Source organism: Nitrospirae bacterium YQR-1 (assembly GCA_039908095.1).
In the GTDB taxonomy this organism is placed as follows: Bacteria; Nitrospirota; Thermodesulfovibrionia; order Thermodesulfovibrionales; family Magnetobacteriaceae; genus Magnetomonas.
Window position 1 is genome coordinate 1 of the sequence record JAMOBJ010000042.1, and the last position, 23945, is coordinate 23945.

Sequence of the window (23945 nt, forward strand, 5' to 3'; positions counted from 1 at the left end):
AAAAAATAAACTTTTTATAGTGGAACAAAATGCATAGGTCTGCTATAATCTGAAATTTCTCCTCAAAAACCACTTTTAACGGGATACAGGTTTTTCTATATCGGATTTCGGGTATAACAATATATTTGTCAAGCACTAAAAAATAATAATCACAGCTACTTGTTTTTACCGTATATGCCTTTTCTCCTTTGTTTTCAAACCCTTAGTCGTTTTACCACTCGGAACTTCCGTTCTAATTTTATTGGTGGTCGATATTACCAGAACAGATGGTAGATTTCAACGGAATGTACAAGTAATTATTGACATCTATCTATTATAAGAATTATTCTTTAATTATTGGAGGTGTCTAATGGTGACTTTAAGAGAGATAGAAAATGCAATAACGGCCTTAACAAGAGATGATTTAATTAAGCTTAGAGATTGGTTTGAAGAATTTGATGCAGAGTTATGGGATAGACAACTCGAGGAAGACGTTAAGTCAGGCAAACTGAAGATGACATCTGACAAAGCTGTATTTGAATTTAAGCAAGGCCGCTACAAAACTATATGAGACATTATGCCGCCGACTCTTATTGGAATCATTATGAAAATCTGCCAACTAATATAAGAGAACTTGCAGATAAAAGCTTTGCACTATTAAAAGAAAATCCTGCTCATCCTTCTTTACACCTGAAAAAAGTCGAAAACTATTGGTGTATCAGGATTGGGAAAAAGTATAGAGCTCTTGCTGTTGAGATTGAGGAAGGACTTTTGTGGTTTTGGATTGGTACACATGCTCAGTATGATAAATTAATCTGAACTTTTAAGCATGTGAACCATGTTTTTCAGGTAAACCGCCCTTTTGACAAATGTTGTGTCTAACTTTTGCCGGAGACGTAGCTATTTTAATCAATGAATATAATAAAGGCAATACGCCGGACTGGTGGATATTATAATAAATACAAAAGTACGTTCAGATTGAATCCAATTGAAACTGCATTATTAGTGGGTTTGTTGTCTATAAAAGCGAATATTTTTTTGAACATCACTGTAACTGGATTCCGGCTTTCGCTCGGAATGACAGAAAAGGAATTGCACCCTCTTTTGTCATTCCCGCCTCCGAGCGACAATCCAGTCTCTTCTATGCATCTCCAAATGACAAAAAACTATCTGCCGGAGTTAACTGCATAAGCAGTAATTCCATATGAACATACTTTTGAATGATGCTATAAATATATACAAACCCCAAACCCCATCAAGGAAGGAAAATGGATGTCAGGGTCGGCTGTTTTGTAGCCGTGATTTTAACCTTGACATCCTTTTGCTTCTCTCGTTAAAATTAGGCTATAAATAAAATGAAAAAAGCATTTTGATTAAAGCATCCTACCCACTCCAAATGGAAGGGAACTCAAAAAAATTATGGATAAAAGAAAACTTATAATTGGAACACGTGGCAGTACACTGGCCCTTTGGCAAGCTAACTGGGTTAAGTCTGAAATTCAAAAGATACAGCCTGAAGTTGAAGTAGAACTTAGAACAATAAAGACAACAGGAGATAAAATCCTTGATGTGCCGCTTTCAAAAGTCGGTGGTAAGGGGCTTTTTGTAAAGGAAATCGAGGAGTCGCTTCTTGCCGGAGAATCCGATCTTGCCGTCCACAGTATGAAAGATGTGCCTGTGGAGTTTCCAGAAGGGCTTCATCTTGCTGCGATACTTAGACGGGAAACCGCAGAGGATGCACTTATCAGCCGCAGCGGCCTGAAATTTATGGATTTACCGGCAGGCTCAAAATTAGGCACAAGCAGCTTAAGGCGAGCATGTCAACTGTTGAGCCTCAGACCGGATATAGAGATACTCCAGTTACGCGGCAACCTCGATACCCGCATCAGAAAACTCGATGAGAGGCAGTTTGACGCAATAGTGGTAGCCGCCGCCGGATTAAACAGACTTGGTCTTTCAGGGCGAATAACCGAGTCTCTGGAAACCTCAGTATGCCTTCCAGCTATAGGGCAGGGGGCTGTAGGGGTTGAGTGCCGCACTGATGACAACGTTGTAAATTCGATAGTTGCTAAGTTAAACCACAGCGACACGGAGGTGTGTGTGTTGGCGGAGAGGGCGCTCTTAAAAAGACTGCAGGGAGGCTGTCAGGTGCCGATAGCCGCTCATGCAACACTTATCGGCAACGGAATATTGCGTCTTGTCGCCCTTGTTGGGAGCGTCTCAGGTGATAGAATAATAAAAGGAGTTAAAGAGGGAAAAGTCGCGGATGCCGAGACAACAGGGGTTGCATTGGCTCAGGAGTTATTAAACAGGGGTGCAAAAGAGATACTGGATGAGGTTTATGAAAAAAGGTAAAGTTTATTTAACAGGGGCTGGTCCCGGCGATATTGGATTACTTACAGTGAAGGCATTGAATTGCCTCAAAAGTGCAGATGTTATAGTATATGATTTTCATATAAACGCACAGATTCTCAACTATGCCAAAGAGAGCGCAGAATTGGTATATGCCGGTAAGCGCGGAGGACACCACGAGATGAATCAGGATGCCATAAATGCAGCCCTTGTTGAAAAAGCACTTGCAGGAAAATCTGTTTGCAGATTAAAAGGTGGTGACCCTTTTGTTTTTGGCCGTGGTGGAGAGGAGGCCGAGGTGCTGACCGCCCACGGTATAGAGTTTGAAATTATCCCCGGTGTCACATCCGCTATTAGTGTTCCGGCCTATGCCGGTATTCCCATAACACACAGAAAGTACTCGTCCTCGTTTGCGGTAATAACCGGTAATGAGGATGAAACAAAGACCGACAGCAAAATTAACTGGCAATCACTTGCCGGTGGTTTTGACACGCTGGTGTTTCTAATGGGAGTGAAGAATTTATCTTTCATAACGGCAAAACTCATAGAGCACGGCAAGAGCGCCGACACGCCGGCAGCCGTAATTCGCTGGGGCAGCCGCCCTGAACAAACTACCGTAACTGGAGTACTGCATAGCATTGCAGCCATTTCACAAGCTGAAAACATAAAGCCTCCTGCCATCATGGTTGTCGGCAACACAGTTCTTCTGAGGGAAACTCTCAACTGGTTTGAAACCAGACCTCTTTTTGGTGAAAGGATTTTAATAACCAGGCCCTACGGCAAGGACTATGAGCCGCTTGAGTCCCTGGGTGCTGAAATATTTGAATTCCCGACAATTAAAATTGTTCCGCCTGAGAGTTACAGTGGGCTTGATGCCGCCATAGAAAATCTCGAAAGTTATGATTGGCTGATATTTACCAGTGTCAACGGTTTTGATTATTTCATTAAACGGTTACTTGAAAAAAAGCGTGACGTTAGAGACCTAAAGGGCATAAAAATATGTGCAATAGGGATAAAAACGAAAGAGGCTGTTCAAAAGTATGGTATCAAAGTTGATGAGGTGCCGGATGAATTCAACGCAGAGGGTTTAGTAAAACTGTTTGAAAGCAAGGACGAGATAAAAGGCAGGCGGTTTCTGTTACCGAAAGCGGAAAAAGCAAGGGAAGTCTTCCCAGAGCGTATTAGAGAGCTTGGCGGCTACATTGATGCACCTGTAACTTATAAAGCGGTAAATCAAATTCCACATATAAAGAGGCTTGAACGTTGTCTCAAAGAGCGAAAAATCACAACCGCCACGTTTACATCCGCCGCCACCTTCACAAATCTCATGGATTCTATCGGCCACAGCCTTATTGAGCTCCTCTCTGATGTAACCATTGCCGCCATAGGCCCTGTTACAAAAAAAGCTATAGAAAAGAAGGGTCTCACAGTCGGCATCACACCTTCTCGTGCTACTGTCAGCGATATGGTTAATGCTATTGTTGAAAGTAAGCTAAAACAAAGGGAGTAAAGCAAAAGTAAAAATAAGATGTCTTTTTAAAGCCCTCCTCGAAGGAGGTTGAGTTAGAAGTCTCCCTCATGGGAGATTTAGAGGGTGGTTTTTACTGTGTCATACGAATGTTATTGGTACATATCGGACAGCTCAAGATTGTCTTACAATTTTGGCGAGGAAGAAATTATACACCTGTCAGATTAAATATCATTCACTACAAATGTTGTCTATAATTTTTTTGGGTATCATTTACTATGTTTTCCAATTTTTTTCTAAGTTCCGGTATATTATGTTTAACTACATCCCAAAGGATATGCCAGTCTATGCTAAAATACTGATGGATGAGTTTGTCTCTGAGCCCTGCAATCTCTTTCCATTTGATTTCGGCATGTTTCAAGCGAAATGACTCTGAGGTGTTTTTTGAGGCTTCGCCTATAATTTCAAGACTCCGTGCAAATGCACGCATCAGAGTTGCATCTGCAATAAAATCGTCATATGTTAATCCCACAGACTTATCAATCAGGTAATCGGTTTCATCGAGGATATGACGTATAAAAACCATATCATCCTTCAATACGTTCAAACTCCTTCATAACATATGGTTTAATATAAGGACTCAGGCTCTCCTCGCTGAGTACAGTAACACTCCTATTGAAAAGCTCCTCAAGGGAATACACCAGGTTAATAAAATTGGAGTACGTATTATTTTCAAATTCCACCAGAAAATCAATATCGCTGTCGTCTCTTTGTTCACCACGGACATAAGAGCCAAACAGAGCAATTGAGCCCACCTGATAACGTCTCAGCAACCAGCGGTTGGCTAAGATAGTTTCCCTTATCTTATGTTTGTCTATAGTTTCCATATCTTTAGCATAACAAAAAGATGTGTTACTATTATATCATTTAACGCTATAATTTTAATGGCTGTTGATTTCCGGTTATAAAACGGCTATAATAATCAGGCTAAGTAGTACGAGTGAATATTATAGCAAAATTTAAAAGTTTCTCTGTATCTTTTCAAATATATCAAGTTGTTTTATCCCAACTGCTAATTTCAGAATCACCTGTGTTGCATGACTCATACCAAGTTGCAGCCAGAAGTAAACACAGGCGGCAAGGAGAAAGCGACGCCTCCCCTTACAGGGGATTCGAGAGTACGCCCCGGAGCTTTTGACGAAGCCAACGAAGTTAGACGCTTGGTATCACTACTCTTCCCTTACTTCTCAATATATACTTTTATATAAGCTTTTGCTCTTAGCTCTTCAATCAGGGTTTTTAGTCTCTTATTTATTTCGGCCTCGGTAAGGTATTTTTCGACTTCTTTTCTTTCGTCATCGCTTTCAGCTTTAACGTTATGTTCTTTACAGAAGCGTTCTATCTCTTCCTCACGAATGATTACGTAGGAGCGTATCTTTATTTCAATAAACTGAGAGATCAAGTCATCATCGTCTTTGCCGGTTAGCTTCATAGCCAGTGCCATTTTCTTTAGCAACACCCTGTTAATCATTGTGTTTATAACATCCTTCTTGTTCAGAGCAGATGCTTTTATTGCAGGAGCAGAAGACGTTTCATCGTATTTTTTTTCGAACTCGCTGTATGTTATTGCTGTATCATCCACAAAGGCTGCAACAGAATCCAGTAACACTTCTTGTGCAAACGACAGAGTTGTTATTAGCAAAAAAAATATTACAGCAAATAATGTATAAGCCGGTAATTTTAACAAACAACCCCCCATGATTAAAATGCCTGTCCTATGCTGAAATAAAATCTTCCCGGTGATTCATCCTCTTTACGGTTAAGTTTGTGTCCGTAGTCCAGCCTGAGCGGCCCCACAGGGGTATTATACCTGATACCCCCCCCTGCCGTGTAATTAATATCGTTTAAACTGTACTGATGTAACTGTGACCAGACGTTACCGCCGTCTGTAAACAACACCAGTCCTAGTGAACTTAAAATATTTATTCTCCATTCCACATTACTCATTAAAAAGGCGTTTCCACCGGTTGGGTCCCCGTTTGAGCCCCTTGGGCCCATGCTGTCCTGCCCGTAACCACGCACAGTTGTGCCGCCACCAAGAAAGTATCTCTCTATAATTGGCAGACTTACAGTATCTCTCCAGCCCTGCCCTATGCCGCTTCTCAAAGACATAGCGAGAACCAGACCCTTAGTAAGCCCAATGTAGTAATTACTATAACCTGAAATCTTTACAAAATCAGTTTCCGAAAAAAGCACCTTGCTTGCAAGTTTTACATGTATTCCTCCTGTAAAGCCGGATGTCGGCTCAAGCGGGTTGTCTCTGCTATCATAGACAATAGACGGCACTATACTGCTTATAGCAAGGGTGCCGGTATCCTCATGAGAAAGTATTACGTCAGGCTGTACATCCCAGGTTTTTACCAGATTAAACTCGTAGAAAAGCTTACCTTTAAGTAATGGTATAAGTTCCTTTTCCACACCAAGGGTTGCTGTGAACCTCTGTACCCTGTAGTTGATATCCCGCGTATCTGTGTTTTTCTCATCACGTCTTTCGTAAGAAACCGTTGCTGAAAAAGGCAGCGGAGTTTTTACAAACCATGGCTCATAGTAATTTAACGACACCTTGTGGTTTATAAAACTCAATTTGGTATTTAAAGACAACTGCCTGTTCATGCCCATGAGATTTATATATTTAATATCCATAAAGCCGCGGAGACCATCATATTCACCATATCCCAACCCATACTCAACAAGCCCTGCATTACTCTCCTTTACATAAAACACTACATCTTTAATGCCCCCCTCCTGCTCTACAAACTCAACATCCACACTCGTAAATAATCCTGTCTTGTAGAGGTCCCTCACTTCCTCATACACTGTTGTTACATTAAACGGCTCTCCCCTTGTGTGCTTTAGTTCCCTTCTGAAAACCTCCCATCTCACTGCAACATTACCCTTGACAAGTGTGTTGCCAAAGTAGTACTTACTCCCCTCAGTGATATGAAAAATCAGAGTTACCTGTGCTTCAGAATCCATTTCATAGCTGACTTTAACATCTCCGTTTGCGTAGCCTTGTTGTTTTACATATGACAACAACACCTGTCTTGCATCGAAAACGTCTGTTTCTGAATAGAATGTCTGTGGTTTTATTTTAATAAGATTCATAAGCTCAGGCTCTTTTAAATGCTCAGCCCCGATTACTTTAACTTGCTTAATAATAAGCCTGTGCCCCTCCTCAACAGCTATATGCACTGTCACCTTGCCATTGTTTTTATTCATCTCCGTGGATATGTCTGTCAACTTCACTGAAAGAAAACCCATGCTATGATAATAATCTGTAAGTGCCGTTACATCATCTTCTTTGACGTCGGGGTCAAAAGGCTCCCCTTCCTTAGTGTAAAGCACTGATTTTAACTGTTTAGTATCAAGGCTCACACCGGAAAATATTATCTTATCAACTTTATACTTTTTGCCCTCTGAAATGTTAAAGATGACTTCAACCTCATTAGTATGGTCCTTTATTTCATATTCTATTGATATATCAATGTATCCTTTTTGGTGGTATAGTGAGATGATGGACTGTTTTGCCTCCTCGACAATATCTGTTCCGACACTGCCATATTCAAAAAACGGCATTTCTTGCTTTAATTTCTTTGTCGAAAACAAATCATTCCCGTTAAATGTAACAGCCAGTTTTTTACCGGTTTTCACATCTATAACCAGTACACCGTCAATGGAATCAAAGGAAGTGTAAGTCACAACCGGGTTGTAGTAGCCCTGCCCGACTAGCTCTATTTTTAGTTCTTTGAGTTTATCATCAACATAACGTTTATCAAAAATATCACTCTCATGTATGTCAAGCAGGTCTCTTACCCTGTGTTGCCCCCCTTTTATCATAACTCTTTTTATTCTTACAGGCTCTCCGGCTTTTACGTTAAGCAGTATCCTGACTTTACCTGGAATCTTCTCATAGGTAGTGACGGCATTTATTGTTGCCCCCGGAAATCCCATTTCATTTACCACCTGAGTAAGCTCCTTAATAGCTGCGTCCAATCTCTCCTGATGGTACTCCATACCTTCTTTCAGGCTAAAAACCTCCCGAATTGTTTTTTTACTCAGGCTGCCGCTTATGGTAATATCCACGGCGGTTACTATTGCCCTTTCTTTAACATCAACAGTGAGCATTCCGCTGTTGTAGTTGCCATAAACTTTTATATCATTGAAAAAACCCTTTTTAAAAACCGATTTTATCCCTTCCCGTATTTTGTTTTCATCTGCAATATCTCCCTCATGTATGCCCAGCATGTGAATAAATTCGGTTCTCTCAACGCTGTAGAGACCGGATATGCTTATTTGAGCCACCTTAAAAGGTTTCATTGCAGAGGCGGAAAACGCAGTGTGCGGATTTAACGCCGGAAGTGATACACTTATAATAAAAGCGGTAATTATTATTTTAAATGTCAGCTTTTTCACTTAAACTCAAACCTAAATTTAACGTCTCCGCCTACGTTACCAAGTTCGTTTCTTTCGCCGACCAGGGAGACATTTTTCTTTAATTTATATTCTACCTTAATTATTTCCCCTTTTGTAACTCCTGAGGTCAGAGTTACATTTAATTTATCGTTAAATAGTTTCTTTGAGACAGTAACCTGAGGAGAGACAGAGGTTTTGTCCTCAGAAACGGAAGGGACAACCTCGAGGCGGTTCAAACCTGTAATGTTTTTTACTCTTTCCTCAAAGACTCCCTGATACTTACCGGCTAAGACGGAAGTGGCTCCCCTTGAAAGGTCTGAGCCGGCAAACAGAGCTAAAATCGCTGTTTCCTTAAGCGGAGGTGTTGAGGACATGGAAAGGTCAAAACGCTTAAGCTGCCCGTTCATCAGCAGTTTTATGTTATAACCTTTAACAATAGTCTCAGCTACTATGTTTATATAGGGATTGATGTCGGTGCTGCCGGCAAAATCAGCATTTGCGCTTTGCAGGGTAAACTCATAGTTTCTGAAAAACACCTTTCCCTGCTCCGCCGTCATCCTTCCGTAAATGACAGGTTTTGCAGTGTTTCCCTTAACCTGAAGGTCTAATTTTATATTTGATTCGGCAACGTTATTATCAACTACTATGTTTTTGTCACCCTTTACGTTAACGTTAAAGTCAAGATTTTTCAGAAACGGATTGATCTGTTGTGAGTCGGATGTTTTTTCAAAAACAAGGTCCTGCCAGTAGAGGTTCTTAGAGTACCGGGCAGTGGAAATATCCAGATCCCCGGAGAGAGTTTGCTTGTTAAGGTCGCCGCTGTATAGAAATCTGCCTCCAAATTTCATAGTAAAACCCTCTCCAACATTTGCAGGCACGTTTTTGGCGACACCGTCAAGATAGAATTTCTTCAATTTAAACCCATCCAGATAGCCCACGCCGGCAGCCGTTACACTACCGCCTCCTATCTTAGTGGATATATTCTTTATCACCAGTTTGTTGCTTTCAAAGTGTATGTCGCTCTCTATGTCGCTCAGAAAATAACGAAACCCTTTTATTCCCAGAGACCCCTTAGACACGCTAAGTCCTCCGGCTATCTGCGGCCTTGTCCAGTCTCCCGTTACGGAGAGGGTAATATTGGTTTTACCGTTAATCCAGCTTATCTTTGCCGATTCACCCCGCAGAAGGTTAAGCTCAGGCTGTCCGGTAATTGAAAGATTGTAGCTTTTCCCTGCCTCAATACCTCCCTGTACATTGAATTCACTATCTCCGGCGTTTAGTCTTAAGGAGTTGATTGATAATTTCCTATCATTTAAGGAAATATCTATGTTGCCGTTATTTAATACGCTGTAGCGATAAACTGAGAGATTAAGCTCAGGCAGCACAACCCGCCCGGCTATGTCCTTTGAGCTGCCCTTCAAAGAGGCCGAACCGGCAAGGATAATCTTAAGGTCAGCCGGAAGCTTTGTCTTTACCAGCTTTTTGATGATCCCCTCGTAGTTACCACGTTTAAACTGCGCATTAAGTGACCACAGGTAGCCGGCGGTCAGCTTTACAGCACCGTTAAATAAGAGCTTATTGTCCAGAAAACTTCCTTTTAAGACAGCCTCCCCGGCTTTAGTCACAACAGATATCTTACCGTTAACGGCAGGATATTCGGCACTTCTGACAGTAGCGTCAAAGCTCAGGTCGGGGTTGCTCACAGTGCCTGCCATTTTAATCGAGCACTCTGAGGAGGCATCCCCCAGTTTTTCAGTAAACGGAATATCCCTTGCGTTTAGGCGGCATTTTGCTGAAACAATATCATATCTGAAGCCTGCCTTATCCATCCAGTTCTTTCCCTTTTGAGTTATTGAGCCGTCTAATAAAAGCTCTGAGCTGCCTTTAGCTATTGAAAACTTCTTAAGAACTATTTTGTCTGTGTGGTGAGTGAATTTCGATTTTGCCACACCGGCGGCAATGCCCTTATATGTAAGGTTTGAGACAGCAGCATCTCCGGTGTATGTGAGATTTCCCGGCTGCCCTTTTACATCAAACTCACCGCTAAGACTACCGTTTAGCTTATCAATCTCAAGATATTTTTTAGTTAATTTATCAATTTCAATATCATTTAGAGCAAAGTCCATATTCATATGCGGGTTATTAAAATCAAAGATATACCTTGGATCTTTAAACACCGTTGTGCCGCCAAAGCGGCATTTGCCCCCATAGGCCTGAGATATCCCGTCAGTGAGAACCAGTTTTCTCATGTTGTAATCTGCTTTGGTATTCATGGTGTTGAAGTTAAGCCCAAAAACTGACCCTGAGGACAGAGCAATTGTACCTGCAATACTTGGGTCCTTGCCCTTTCCCGATACAATTCCGTTAAATGTGCCGGCTCCGCGTAAATCCTCATTATACGGCCTTGTAAAGTCTGCTGCATCCTTTGTTGAAATCATTGTGGTTAAGTTTAACGTATCATTATTAATATTGTATGTGCCGGTTGCCCTGCCCTTGCTAAGCATAGTCTTAAATTCCACATTTTTGAGGGTTACTTCCCCGTCAACAAGTGTAACGCCGCCTGTTACCTCATCAACTCGTTTGATTACATTTTTACTGTCAAGTGTTTTCGAGGAGGTTGTATTATCAGTACCCTGTGCCGCTCTGACGTACTTAAAAGTTGCCACAGGGCTGAAGTATTTGCCCTCATGGTGGATTTTCCCTGTCATTTTACCATGAGAGAGTCCCGGGTCCCAGTTAATCAGTTTAAATATCGGGCCGCTGTCTATATTTTCAGCTTCAACATCCAGTGTAAAGTAATTAACAACCGGCATGTTCAGTACCACCTCAGCACGCGTAGTAGTGCCGTGATAGAGATTTCCACGGACGTCATAAAATTTTAGTTTGGAGTTTTCATAGACAATAGCGGATGTCAGATTGTCCACATCTATGCCGTAAAACTGTCCTCCATTGTTCATTGCGGCACTTCCGGTAGCTTTAAGTGCTTTTAACTGTCCCTTTATGTTTCCCCTGAATACGGCCTCTCCCTTAATCGGTTCTTTTTCATGGATTAACTCCAAAAAAGTGTCTATCCACATGTGGCCGTCAACATCTATATCTACTGATACAGCCTTATCAATATAATCAACACCACCCTTTAGTTTAAGATAGCCGTCTCCGGGCCTTTTCAGACCAAAGAGAGTTTTGACATAATCCATTTTCAAAGAGGTGTCCGTTTTAACATGTGCATTGTTGTTGCTGTCAATATGTCCGCTAAGTAGAACTTCCACTCCATGGTTTTTTAACTTAAATTGCTTCAGCTCGAATCCGCCGTCACGGGGCTTGCCGCTTATCGTTATGCTTTGAATAAACGGTACAGAGGTTAAAACCTCCTTAAACCCACTGTAGTCTATAGATATACCCTTTAGGTTAACCTCTGTCAGCTTGCTAATCTGCCCCTTGCTCTCTTTGAGGGAAAGCTCTACCGTGCGGTTGTTGGCGGAAAGCTTTATTTTAGTGTTTTTTATCAAAAATGATACTATTTCCACTGTCACAGCACTTTTTTTCTTTTTATCTTTTTTGAGGCGTTCAATTAAGGCCTTAAGGTATTCAGAGTCCATATCTACGGATGGATTATCTATAAATGCCCGCTGTATTACCACCTTTTTACCAAAAAGCGGGATCAACCGGATGTGGAAAACAGCATCGGCAACAGCGGCGACAGTTTTACCGTTTTCATCCTTTATTGTCAATTCAGCTATACCTATATGAGGAGGAAACACCTTAACGTACACATCCTTAACCACCACATTAGGTCCCAGGTTTTTCTTTAATTCACTTATTAATTCATCTTTTAAGTATTTGCTGCCGATTAAGTGGGTAATGAAAACCAATGTGAAAAACACAAGCAGAAATAATACAAGACGTTTATATGATTTTAATATTATACCGAACTTTTCCATGTCTTAAGAAAGAGTATCCCAAAGCTCTGAGGTAAGAGTGCAGAGCTGCTCCGGTGCAAGACTCTGCCCGTCACCTGATACGTAAAAAGTATCATGGGCTATCTCCCACTCGGTGCTTACCAGTGCGGAGGTAATATTAAGGCCCCGGCGTGAAAACAACCTGGTTATTTCGTAAAGAAGCCCTATCCTGTCGGAGGACATTATTTCAAACACAGTTACACCGGCGGATAAATCGTTATCAACATCAACAAAGGGTGAAAATCTGCCGTTTTTACGGGGATATTGTCTCAGCTCAGGGAGTTTTCCACCGGTTATACACTGAGTTAATTCCTCACTTAGCAGCTCATCCATTCCTTCCCACCAAAGGGATGTGTAGTTGGAAAGTTGAAACCTGTCTATAACAAAATCTCCCGGCTTAAGGGCTTCAGAGCGCATGGTAAATGTCCTGAGTGAAACAATATTAAGTCTCCGTGCTGAAAGCACGCCCACAATTGAAGCAAGAAGTCCACGCCTGTCGGCTCCCACAATGGTTAACCCTGTAGTTGTATCCGCCGACTGTTGAAGTTTTATAACCGGAAGTCCTGTCGCTAAAAACTCTTTAACCCATGAGAATTCTTTCAGAATTCTTTCCGCCGTGCTTGAAAACAGGTATTTTTCCGGCGCTGACTTTATGAACTCTTCAAGTTCATCTTTTGATATATCAGGGTACAAGTGTGCATTGAGTTGTTTGGATATTTCACAAAGATGTCCTGTGTGTTTCAACGTTCCGTCTCTGAGAAAGCTCTGTGCCGCATGAAAGAGCCTGATAAGAAGGTTAAGTCTCCATTTGGTCATAAACTCAGGGTTTACGGCGGACATATCGGCGTATGTTATAAGAAAAATAGCCATAAGGAGATAATTATTTTTTATGGCACCGGAAAAGGCTGCCAGAGTTTCAGGGTCATCGATGTCTTTGGTTAATGCCGTTTTTGACATTAATATATGGTTACGGACAAGGAATTCCACGGTCTCTCTGTCGTGTTTTTTAAGGCCCAGGCGTTCCAGTATCGGCTTGATCTTTTTGTACCCCTCGGCTGAGTGGGCATGTCCTTTTGATTTTCCAATATCGTGCAGAAGGAGGGTCAGAAAGAGGAGGTGTTTGTCCGGAAAACCCCTGAAAACATCACCGATACGGCGCTCCGGGGAGTTATTCGGATTTAAGAGATTCTCAAGTATTTTTATTGCATACAGGGAGTGCTCGTCAACTGTGTATATGTGGTAGGGTTCGTGTACAACCAGGTATTTAAGAGCGCCGAATTCCGGTATAAAGCGTCCTAACACCCCGTGTGAGTGCATAAGCCTAAGTGTGGCATATACTCTTTGCCCTGCAAGAATCTCAAGGAAGTAACCGGCAGAGAGCATACCGGTTCTCAGTTTACCATTTACACAAACAAGGTGTCTTTTTATCAGCTCATTCAGAAAGCCGGTAAAGTCATTTCCGATGCGGCTGTACAGAGCATAACTTTCCAGTATTAAGTGTGGTTCACGCTTTAAAGAAACCGTGCGGTTTAGCATCATTTTGTTTCCCACGGTTGAGAAAGTACCGTTTATTTTCACTTTTTCAAATCTTGCAGGCATCTTAACATATACGGAGCCGGCAATGTTGCGAACTTTAGCCGTAATTGTGCGGATTGTGCCTGCCCTCAGGTAGTAGAGCCTCATGAGCCTCTCAGAGGCGCTGAAATACCCTGACTGCCTGATACCCAAAAGAGCAGCTACGGCATTTTGATGCTGAAAAGACAACACATCGTTTTCTCTTTCACTGACCAGATGGAGGGCTATTCTTACTTTCAAAAGGAAATCGTAAGCAGACATAAGGATTTTAAAATCATAGTCATCCATGATTTTTTTAAAATCATTGAGAGAGCTGAAATCCAGAACTGTCTTAGTAATCCACAGAGCGTCATGAATGTCTCTTAACCCGCCCTGAGATTCCTTTACGTTAGGCTCCAGCAGAAAAGGCGATGTGCCATATTTTTCAAGCCGTATGCGTCTTTCCCTTACCCGCTCCGTAAAGAAAGCTCTCCTAGCCCTACCTGAGGCCTCAGTGTGAATTTTTTCAAAAAAAACCTTTGCAAACTGTCCGTTTCCGGTTAAAAACCTGCCGTCTAAGAGCGATGTGCGGGTTCTGAGGTCAAGCCGAGATTGTTCAATACACTCGCTTACGGTTCTAACCGAATGGCTTACGTTTATGTGTTCGTTTATAAGTTTATAGTAGAACTCCTCAACTAGGGTTATTTGGGCCTGGTTTGCCCTGTCCTCGATGAGAAACATTAAATCCACGTCGGAATATGGAGCAAGCTCAGCTCTGCCGTAGCCACCGATAGCAAAGAGCGCTACAGGGTGTTCAAAGACACCGGCGGGAGCCGTCTCTTTAATGAAAGAATCCATCAGGGCACTGTGGTGCTTAACTATTTCAACCCCGCCGTATCCTTCAGACAATAATCTTCTAAGTTCGTTTAAGAAGTCCATTTCAGGTCAAGCTGTATTTTACCACATCAGGGCAAAATGTGTAGTGTTTAATACCAAGTTGCAGTCAAAAGAGTAACGAGGCGGCAAGGAGAAAGCGACACAGACGTACTATGCTCGTACGTCAAGGAGCTCTCGACGATGCCAACAAAGTTAATCGAATGAATGCAACTCGGTATAAGCAAGGGAAAATCCCGTTGGCGGCAGTCCTTTTTTTGTTTTGCGGTATTTAAAAATTCATCAGAATAATTTCATAACAGCACAAACTCTGGTGAGATGGGTCTATGAACAGAATTCAAAAGAACTGGTTTTCTTTTCTTTAGCCTTGTACATGGCCTCATCAGCTTTTTTAATCAACACAGCGGCATCTGAGGCATCAAGCGGGTAAATGCTGATACCGATGCTTGTGCCGACTGAGCACTCGTTCCCTTCAATATTGAAAGGTGCCGTAAGTGATTCTATGATTTTTAAAGCAACTGCTCTGGGGTCACGCTTTCCGCTTATTCGTGAGAGGATTATATTAAATTCATCGCCTCCCATTCGTGCAAGTGTGTCGGACTTTCTTATGCACTCGCTCAGGCGCTCCGATGTTTCCTTCAAAAGCAGGTCTCCTGCATGATGCCCATAGAGGTCATTTACCGCCTTAAACCGGTTAAGATCAAGAAACAGAAGAGCCAGCATGTGGTTATACCGTTTAGCCTGTTCGATAAAGTTATTGAGACGGTCAAAAAAAAGTATCCTGTTAGGCAGTCCAGTAAGCATGTCATGGTGGGCTATGTGGTGGAGACGAGCTTCGGCTTCCTTTCTCTCGGTTATACCAACCGCTGAACCGATAAATCCTATAAACTTATTGTCCAAACAGAAACGGGCGGTGGCGGTTTCAAGTATCCAGCGGTAAACCCCGTCATGCCGCCTTAACCGGTACTCTACCTTATACGGTTCTCTCAACTGCAAATGCTTGTTATAAATCTCTTCAAAGTTCTCTCTATCATCGCTATAAACAGCGTCAATCCACTTATCACCGGATTCCTGCTCAAGTGTCTTGCCGGTGTAGTCAAGCCATACTTTATTGAAATAACTGCGCTTGCCGTCTGCATCAGACATCCAGATAAAGACCGGTGCAGAGTCCGCCATAAGCCTGAACCTGGCCTCTGTCTCTTTAAGGTTAGCCTCACACTCCTTACACTTACGCTCACGTCTCCGGTAGTGAGTTAAATCGTCCTTAAGCTGTTGCAGCTCTTTTAACAATTCTTCTTTTGTTTTCTCTTGCTCTTCCATCACACCTGCCTTATAATATGCTATAATTAGTCAATATGTCCAGTGCAAAGTGAGGAGGACCTTATAATGGCAACAGATGTGGTTATTATATACGGCAAAGCAGGCTGACCCTACACAGAAAGAGCCAGGTCGGCTTATGGAGATAACGCTGCATATTTCGATGTAATTAGTGATAAGGCCAAAATGGAGGAGATGCTTAAGTTTTCTAAAGGACAGAGAAGTGTTCCTGTAATAGTGGAAAGTGGCAGGGTTACAGTCGGCTATGGCGGATCCTGAGGCGTTTAGAAGCTATGCGGGCAGTTTGCCCGCTGCAAAAATTGAGAATTAAGAATAATTTGATATGTTTTTTTGCAGTAAAGTATGCTTACCTGAAGGTTACAGTTTTTACTATATCGTCGTCTGTAAAAAATTCCATGTCGGAGCCTGCCGACCTTATCTCGGCAGTATATGAGTTGATTTTTTTGTATAAATATGGCAGCCCGCAGGAGTCATATAATTCTTTTTTGCCCTGCATATCGATATCACTAAGTCTCTCCGGCATTTTCTGTTCATGTCCATAACTGTAGCTAATCAGGGCGGTTTCTATGTTACCCATCTCTGTCTTTGTAAGGTCGGCAACTTTCCGGCAGACTATCAGATTAAACGATTTCTTTATATCAGGAAGAAAGGAATCAAAAAAATTCAGTTCGGTTTTAATCTCCCCAATTTCCTCTAACCTCTTCTTGTCGTCGGCGGTAACAGATGATATCTTAGGTGTTGATGAAAAATGCTCCAGAACTACCCTTTTACCTCCACTTATATCAACCTCAACTGAGCTGCTATTAACATAAAAACTCACAGTTCCATCCAACACTGCAACCTCTGTAGTAGAGATTATCTCTCTGCTTAAATCAGGGATTTCATTATCATCATTGTATTTCACTAAAAAAGATGTACCCCTCACTCCGGCAACTGCATTTGGTGTTTTTACTGTAAACACTTTTGTCTTTACAGCTTTAGCAGCTGAAAGACTCCTTGTCACTTTTGATAATACCGAACCTTTAGACAATTTTATAACAGGATTACCCTCAGGAGTTACCTCCTCAACCTTAATGGCGGAGTTACCTTTCACCCTGACAGCAGTCCCTTTCTTTAATAATACATCCGCCTTAGAATTATACATACACTTTATAACATCCCCAGGCTCCAATTCATCATGCACAACGGCTCTGCGCTCAGGCTGTCCCTGCTTTCGTACTTTAACGAAACCCTCCATATTGTTTATTATATATTTATTTTTTAAGTTATTGTGCCGGAGGTATGCTGTTACAAGGCCATAGATAACAACAGAAACCACAACTACCAACAAAAGTAATATTATCTTTTTGATGTTCATATACAAATCCTCCTTTACAGTATTTTTATGAAATCACAACTGTAAATTAAAGATTTGTATTACCGCAGGCAATTTTGCTGGAAAAAGGCTGCTCAAATAATTACCTGCCGCTGAACTTATCTCTCTCCACTGCCCTTAGTTTATTATATCACCTATCTTCCAGTTTTGTCTATGTTTAATCTCTCTTATATACTTTTGCAGCAGTAACTTTGTAAAATAATTAATCCATGGAAGTTAAGAGGTTTCAATCCGGTAAGTTTCCATATAGTTATAAGGACAAAATACGGGCGCTTATCGAGCAGGAGCAAGGCGCCACAATAAAAAATCACGGCGGTAAGCATCGTCTGTGTCTGGCCTATCCAAACTCCTACCATGTGGGAATGTCAAACCTGGGCTTCAGAATTATCTATAGCATGATTAATGAAAGAAATGACGCCCTCTGTGAGCGCACGTTTCTGCCCGAACCCGACATATGCGATGAGTTTAAAAGAACCGGTACCGTGCTGTTTTCATATGAATCCCTCACACCTCTTACTGCTTTTGACATTGTAGCCTTATCTGTTTCTTATGAAAATGACTACATTAATGTCCTTAAAATACTTGAGCTTGCAAAAATCCCGCTTTATGCCAAAGACCGTAACGATACCCATCCGCTTGTTATCATGGGTGGCCCCTGTGCTTTTATGAACCCACAACCGCTTGCCCCGTTTTTTGATGTAGTGTTTGCCGGTGAGGGTGAGCCGCTTATTGAAAGTTTTTTTTCTAAACTTGACAAATCAAGCGGCAAAACCGCACTCCTCAATTCTCTTAAAGGGGAACCTGGTTTTTACTTGCCTGCTGATACCCCTGAGAAGGTAAAAAGAGTATTTGCCGGAGATTTAAATAAACTCAGAGTGCCCTCACAACTACTCAGCCAAAACACGGAGTTTTCCAATATGTATCTGATTGAGGCCATGAGGGGCTGCCCGTGGAAATGCCGTTTCTGTGCCATATCATCCATATACGGCCCGCCAAGAAAACGCGACCTTACATCTGTTAAAGAGGAAATTGATAGGGTTAAACCCTCCTGTGGCAGAATGGGACTGATAGGCCCGTCCCTGACTGATTACCCGCACATTGATGAGGTTCTGGGCATAGATGGTGTGGAGTTTTCGATAACATCCCTCAGGGCAAGCCACCGCAGCGGTGAAATCCTGTCTCTTATGAAAGAAAAACAAAGCGTCTCGATAGCTCCGGAGGCAGGCTCCGAGCGCCTCAGGGCTGTTATAAATAAGAAAATTACACATGAGGATATTATCACCACCTGCCGTCTGATTTTTGAAAAAGGAATCAGTATGTTACGCCTTTATTTTATGACAGGACTTCCCACTGAGACACATGACGATATTTTAGAAATTATCCATCTTGCCGGGCAAATCAGAGGACTTTCAAAAAGCGGACAGATTTCCATCACCGTGTCCCCGTTTGTGCCAAAGGCTTTTACACCTTTTCAGTGGCATCCGATGGAAAGTGAACAGATAATAAAGCAACGGTTAAAAACCCTTAAAAACGGGCTTAAAAACTATGGGATAAAACTCTCTTATGATGCAGCCGGAGCTGCATATCTTGAAGGATACTTTGCGCGGGCAGGAAAAGAAGCCGCCAATGTTCTCAACATTATGCTGCAAAAGAAACTTAACTTTAAAGCTGCATCAAAAGAGGCAAACATAGATTATAAAAAAGTTCTCTTTGGTAACCGTAACTTTGAATCATCTCTGCCGTGGGATTTTATTGACTGCGGCACCGATAAACTAAAACTCTGGAATGAGTACATGGAAGCATTAAAAGGACAGGGATTTCGGGTGGATTATTCAAAGTAATTTATAATATTATACTATTGTTTAGTATGAGCACTGCTGTCAAAGCTGCGGTAGTAATTTGAATTTAAAGAAAGAACGTTAAAATGCCGAATATAGGGAGCAAGAGGATGAGTGCAACAGTGTCAGAATTAGAAACAATAACCGTAATGGTGACAGAGTATGTCTTTGATGAGGAGAGCTCTGTGAAATCATCCGCCACTCATATTATCAAAAAACTAAACGATGTTTTGCTTCAGAAAAATCGTGGAATTATGATAAAAGATTACAAAAACCGCACGGTGTATTCCTTTGAGGATAGCGGCAGTGCCCTTGGAACAGCCCACAAAATAACGGAATTAATGGATAAGTATAATAATCTGAAGATGAGCTCAAAATCAGTAACCACAAAAATAGTGATTCACTCAGGTGCTGGTACACTCTATACTGATGTTGAATCATCCGGTCTGTCGGCTGTGGCAATAGTGATGCTATCGTCATTAAAAGCTCAAGGCATATATCTAACCGAGGATACGTACAATGTATTGGATAGCGAAGATAAAGAACTGTGCAAGTTTGAAAGTACCCTTGAGATAAAAGGGTTGGGTGCTATAAAAATATACAAAGTCAGCCATGGAAAACAAGAAATTATGCAGGCGGTACAAGTGGCGGAGGTGATACCGGTGCCTATTGACCAAACTATATATGTGCAACAGGTACCGGTGGTGGGGAGCAGACACAGAAGTGCCGTTGAGACAATACAGGGCAAATTTACATCAAGCGGCGGATTTCCAATTATGAGTAAAACTGTGGATATTTTGATGAAATTACCGGTAAATGTCCTCCAGGACGACACACACATAGCCAATGTTACAAACTCGATATTGACCGATTATGGCCTGACCAGTAAAATCCTTGCCATTGTAAACACATCATACTATACTCAGTATGGTGGTAAGGTTGGTACCATATCAAGGGCGCTGATGCTGCTTGGGTTTATTCAGGTAAGAAATGCCGCCCTCTCTCTGATCCTCTTTGAGGGTATAGTGGATAAAAACCTTGCTAATGAGATTAAGCAGTTGATAGTTGGTTCCCTTATAAAGGCCAACATAGCAAGGTCTCTGGCAGGAAAAATCGTAACCGCCGATCCTGAGGAGGCCTTTATCTGTGCCATGTTACATGATTTGGGAAAAATCATGGTAGCATATTTTCTTCCGGAGGAACACAGGGCGATATCAGAAAAAACTACAAAAGAGCAACTTAATGAAAACACAGCCTCAGCAGCGGTTTTGGGTATATCATACGAGGACCTTAGCGTAAGCATAGCACGGGAATGGTCACTTCCTGAGCATATAATTCACAGCATGAAACTCGTTGACAAGGCAAATCTCTTTAAACCTATAACAAACATAGATAAGAGCCACATGCTGGTTTCCTATTCAACTGATTTAGGCTCTGTAATACTGGACCAGGCCCTTACAAATACTCAGAAGCGAAATTCCATAAGCGATCTAACAAAACAGTACAACATTTGCTTTAACATAACCGAACAGCAAATCAAAGGCCTGTACGACAGCCTTCTTAAGGAGCTCAACGTCTTTCTCAGGGTTTATGAGTCACAGGCTAAAAAAGACCCGATTATAGAAAAAGTAAGCAATTTTTTGAAAAATGCTAGGGCATCTCAATTTGCTGTAAGTGAAAAGAGCCAACAGATAGACTCCATAGAAATTGTGGAGACTGAAATCTTAGGGCTCTCTAAAGCAGCGGCTGAAGTTAACACGGAAGAAGAAAGCCTGATGAAAGGACTATCTGATATAGTTGGAGCACTGACGGGAGAATATACCGTAAATGATGTTTTAAGGATAATCCTTGAGATTATGTATCACACTATGGGGTTCTCCCGTGTGTTTATTTGTATAAGAAACCCTAAGACAAATATGATGGAAGCAAGATTCGGGTTTGGTTCAGATGTTGAGAAAATCATAAGAATTTTTAAGTTCTCAATAACTGTCTCTGAGGACATATTTAACTCGTCACTGATTAATAATACTGACATACTTGTGGCGGATTCAACTCTGAAAGATGCCCGCAGCCGTATTCCCGACTGGTATCTGAACACGATAAATGCCCATTCATTTACAGCTCTGCCTATTGTACTTAATGATAAACCGATAGGAATGATATACGGAGACGTTATCTATGGAGGGAGTTCTTCACTTAAGGCGGAGATGATCTGGAATCTTAAAATAATGAGAAAATTGGCTCTTTTAGCTTTTAAGCAGAAGCTCCAGGGATAAGTGATATGCTGATTTTACGTAAAGTCTGCAAACCCGTCTTTTATACATTTCCATTTAAAAAGCCAATCATTGAATAGTTATAGTTTTTTTAATAAAATTATCAAAGTCAGGGGAAATCTCTGTATAACGGCGGCGGTTTTTTTAAGTTTGTTATTAACTGGAAATGGGGAAAGTTTTTGTTTTGAAGAGGCAGGGCGGAGTTTTGGGATAAATCCCCGTCTTCTTTATTCAATAGCGGAGGTGGAATCGGGGCTAAACCAACAAGCGAGGGGGATTAATATTAATAACACTGAGGATATCGGACTTATGCAGGTGAACTCCTCATGGATAAGTAAGCTTTCATTTGACAGGGAACGGTTGTTTTCCGATTCATGCTATAATGTAAGAGCCGGAGCGAGGATTTTAAGTGGCTGTATTAATACTTATGGTTATAACTGGAAGGCGGTTGGTTGCTACAATGCAGTGTCAACTACTAAAAGGATTGCCTATTCATGGAAAATATTTAATGCGCTAAAGGCTGAGAAAAAACACAAATACTATGCAAGTGTGATGGAGCATGGCATCAGAGTAAAAATCAGGAGCATATATGATGATTAAAATATCAACCGTGGCGGCCTGATGAGTATTTTGACAGAGTTACTTTCAAAACTTAATACTACAGGACTCAGGAAAGAGGTCCATCCATCTCTTGAGAAAATTGTAAGAGCCGGAGTAAAAATAAACAAGAGGGTGCTGGTTTCTGTTTCAATGTTATCAGTTTTCATACTTATCGGAGTAGTGTTATTTTTCTTTGGGGAAGATATAATGGTAGTGTTACAAAAGGATAATGAGGCGGTAAGGCAGCCGCATCAGTCAGCAACAGGGCAGCTTAATGAAAAGCCGCAGAGTGTTGTTACTCAACAGAAACCCGCTGATGAAGTTCACTTACCTCAGGTAACGCCGCAGCCGGTTGTGGTAACACCGCAGGTTCAGAGCGCGGAAGTTAACAAGCAACCGCCTCAACAACCGGTAAAGGAATCACAGGAGGCTGAGAAATCAGAGAAAAAGGTGGAAAGGGAATCAGAGAAAGGACCGCCTGTGGAATTGGCAAACTTAGTGCCTCCGCCCTCAGAGGTGGCGTTAAGGAACCGGCAGTTTAAGGCAGACTCTGTTTTTGCTTTTGCCCTGGAATATGAGAAAAAGGGATTACGTGAGGAAGCATTGGAGCAGTACAAAAACACACTGAAATTACAGCCTGAAAACCACAGAATATTAAACAAGATTTCCTTTGTTTTGATAACGATGAAGAGGTATTTTGAGGCGGCAAAGTATGCACAAGAGGCTTTAGCTTTAAATGCAAACTATGTACCGGCACTGCTCAACTGCGGCATATCCTATACGGAGATGCACGAGATTGACATGGGGGAACGGTATTTTAAACAGGCGTTGCTGCTTGCCCCGCAAGACAGGGAAGTGGTGTTTAATATAGCGGTTTTTTATGAAAAGGCTAACAGGCTGAATGAGGGGTTTGCGATGTTCAGCACGTTAAGTTCACTGGGGGACAGTCGCGGTGAGGATGGAATCAACAGAATAACATTAAAGTTGGACAACACCACACGTTAAAGTTCCGTGGCGGATGCTCCTAAGGTGCTCACAGTAAGTGCTTGTTTTTGAAGGATTTTTTTTCAAGCAACTAACCGTTTTATTTGCGTAAATCATGCCGTTAAGTACTCTGTTATTCCCCCGACGCCGCAGGCGTACTTTTTCGTATACCCCGGAGCTTTTGACTATAGCAAAAAGCAAAAGTATGTTCTTATTGATTTTATCAAAGAAGAGATTGCCACACCCCCTGTGGGGGTTCGCAATGACGGCATATAGCTGTTTTTACTGTGTTTTTTTATTCGTCATTGCGAGGAGCGATAGTTTTTTATTCGTCATTGCGAGGAGCGATAGCGACGTGGCAATCTCAACCACTAAAAATAATGAATGGAATTATGGTTTTCGCTATATACTAACAAAGTTAGACATTGAAGGCTGATTGGAATTACCCTTCTATCCCTGCGCTCTTTAACGCCTGTGCGATTTCATAACTCTTTAACGTCTTATTGATTTCTATCACCTCACGCAGGCACTTTGCCGATTCTGCTTTTTTACCGGTTGTACCGTATAACATCGCAAGGTTAAAAAGGGTATATGCCTCGCCGCTTTTATCACCAATCTCCTTCCTGATTTTTAAACTCTCAAGCATATACTTCAGGGCGCTCTCATAATCGCCGCGGGCATGATAATTTGTCGCTATGTTATTTAAAGTAGCCCCTTCCCCCTGTTTATCACCAATCTCCTTACTGATTTTTAAACTCTCAAGCAGATACTTCAGGGCGCCCTCATAATCGCCGCGGGCACTATATATCTGGCTGATATTATTTAAAGTAACCCCTTCCCCCGCTTTATCGCCAATCT

At 41.8% G+C, this 23945-nt stretch carries 17 protein-coding genes; 8 read left to right on the plus strand and 9 right to left on the minus strand.

The genetic code is table 11. From position 1 onward, the window contains the following. Window positions 1-349: 349 nt before the first annotated feature. From H7844_14665 to cobA, 4 genes are all read left to right on the plus strand, one after another. On the plus strand, window positions 350-550 hold the full coding sequence (locus H7844_14665; GenBank protein ID MEO5358520.1) for a hypothetical protein: 201 nt from the start codon (window positions 350-352) through the stop codon (window positions 548-550). Continuing rightward, window positions 547-798, plus strand: coding sequence for a hypothetical protein (locus tag H7844_14670; GenBank protein ID MEO5358521.1), 252 nt, complete (start codon window positions 547-549; stop codon window positions 796-798). Before H7844_14665 ends, H7844_14670 begins: the two co-directional genes overlap by 4 nt. Before the next feature lie 600 nt (window positions 799-1398). Further along, window positions 1399-2334 (plus strand): hydroxymethylbilane synthase, encoded by a 936-nt coding sequence (gene hemC, locus H7844_14675; protein MEO5358522.1) that lies wholly within the window; start codon window positions 1399-1401, stop codon window positions 2332-2334. Next, window positions 2321-3841, plus strand: a complete 1521-nt coding sequence (gene cobA, locus H7844_14680) for a uroporphyrinogen-III C-methyltransferase (protein MEO5358523.1) — start codon at window positions 2321-2323, stop codon at window positions 3839-3841. The genes hemC and cobA overlap by 14 nt, the downstream gene beginning before the upstream one ends. Window positions 3842-4037: 196 nt before the next feature. On the opposite strand, the gene H7844_14685 is transcribed toward cobA, so the two are convergent. The 8 genes from H7844_14685 to H7844_14720 all read right to left on the minus strand — a co-directional run bounded on the left by H7844_14685 (window position 4038) and on the right by H7844_14720 (window position 17374). Next, entirely contained in the window at window positions 4038-4385 is a 348-nt protein-coding gene (locus tag H7844_14685) for a DUF86 domain-containing protein (GenBank protein ID MEO5358524.1), read from the minus strand. 1 nt (window position 4386) lies between these two features. Beyond that, complete coding sequence (locus H7844_14690) at window positions 4387-4686, minus strand: nucleotidyltransferase family protein (protein MEO5358525.1); 300 nt, start codon at window positions 4684-4686, stop codon at window positions 4387-4389. 353 nt (window positions 4687-5039) lie between these two features. Next, the gene (locus H7844_14695; GenBank protein MEO5358526.1) at window positions 5040-5546 is read right to left on the minus strand and encodes a SurA N-terminal domain-containing protein; all 507 of its coding nucleotides are present in this window, start codon (window positions 5544-5546) and stop codon (window positions 5040-5042) included. A gap of 14 nt (window positions 5547-5560) precedes the next feature. Continuing rightward, on the minus strand, window positions 5561-8272 hold the full coding sequence (bamA, locus tag H7844_14700) for an outer membrane protein assembly factor BamA (protein MEO5358527.1): 2712 nt from the start codon (window positions 8270-8272) through the stop codon (window positions 5561-5563). Continuing rightward, window positions 8269-12213, minus strand: coding sequence for a translocation/assembly module TamB domain-containing protein (locus tag H7844_14705; GenBank protein MEO5358528.1), 3945 nt, complete (start codon window positions 12211-12213; stop codon window positions 8269-8271). The genes bamA and H7844_14705 overlap by 4 nt, the downstream gene beginning before the upstream one ends. A 3-nt stretch (window positions 12214-12216) precedes the next feature. Further along, the gene (glnD, locus tag H7844_14710) at window positions 12217-14724 is read right to left on the minus strand and encodes a [protein-PII] uridylyltransferase (GenBank protein ID MEO5358529.1); all 2508 of its coding nucleotides are present in this window, start codon (window positions 14722-14724) and stop codon (window positions 12217-12219) included. Window positions 14725-15003: 279 nt separating this feature from the next. Further along, window positions 15004-15999 carry a sensor domain-containing diguanylate cyclase gene (locus H7844_14715; GenBank protein MEO5358530.1) on the minus strand — a complete coding sequence of 332 codons (996 nt, stop codon included), beginning with the start codon at window positions 15997-15999 and terminating at the stop codon, window positions 15004-15006. Window positions 16000-16363: 364 nt separating this feature from the next. Continuing rightward, the gene (locus tag H7844_14720; GenBank protein ID MEO5358531.1) at window positions 16364-17374 is read right to left on the minus strand and encodes a FecR family protein; all 1011 of its coding nucleotides are present in this window, start codon (window positions 17372-17374) and stop codon (window positions 16364-16366) included. 227 nt (window positions 17375-17601) lie between these two features. On the opposite strand from H7844_14720, the gene H7844_14725 reads away from it, so the two are divergent. The 4 genes from H7844_14725 to H7844_14740 all read left to right on the plus strand — a co-directional run bounded on the left by H7844_14725 (window position 17602) and on the right by H7844_14740 (window position 23108). After that, window positions 17602-19233 carry a radical SAM protein gene (locus tag H7844_14725; protein ID MEO5358532.1) on the plus strand — a complete coding sequence of 544 codons (1632 nt, stop codon included), beginning with the start codon at window positions 17602-17604 and terminating at the stop codon, window positions 19231-19233. Between the two features lie 107 nt (window positions 19234-19340). Continuing rightward, window positions 19341-21506 carry an HDOD domain-containing protein gene (locus H7844_14730; GenBank protein ID MEO5358533.1) on the plus strand — a complete coding sequence of 722 codons (2166 nt, stop codon included), beginning with the start codon at window positions 19341-19343 and terminating at the stop codon, window positions 21504-21506. Window positions 21507-21653: 147 nt separating this feature from the next. Continuing rightward, window positions 21654-22103, plus strand: a complete 450-nt coding sequence (locus tag H7844_14735) for a lytic transglycosylase domain-containing protein (GenBank protein MEO5358534.1) — start codon at window positions 21654-21656, stop codon at window positions 22101-22103. Between the two features lie 21 nt (window positions 22104-22124). Beyond that, complete coding sequence (locus tag H7844_14740; protein ID MEO5358535.1) at window positions 22125-23108, plus strand: hypothetical protein; 984 nt, start codon at window positions 22125-22127, stop codon at window positions 23106-23108. 421 nt (window positions 23109-23529) lie between these two features. On the opposite strand, the gene H7844_14745 is transcribed toward H7844_14740, so the two are convergent. Continuing rightward, window positions 23530-23945: tetratricopeptide repeat protein (locus tag H7844_14745; protein ID MEO5358536.1), on the minus strand; the 416-nt coding region annotated here is incomplete at its 5' end.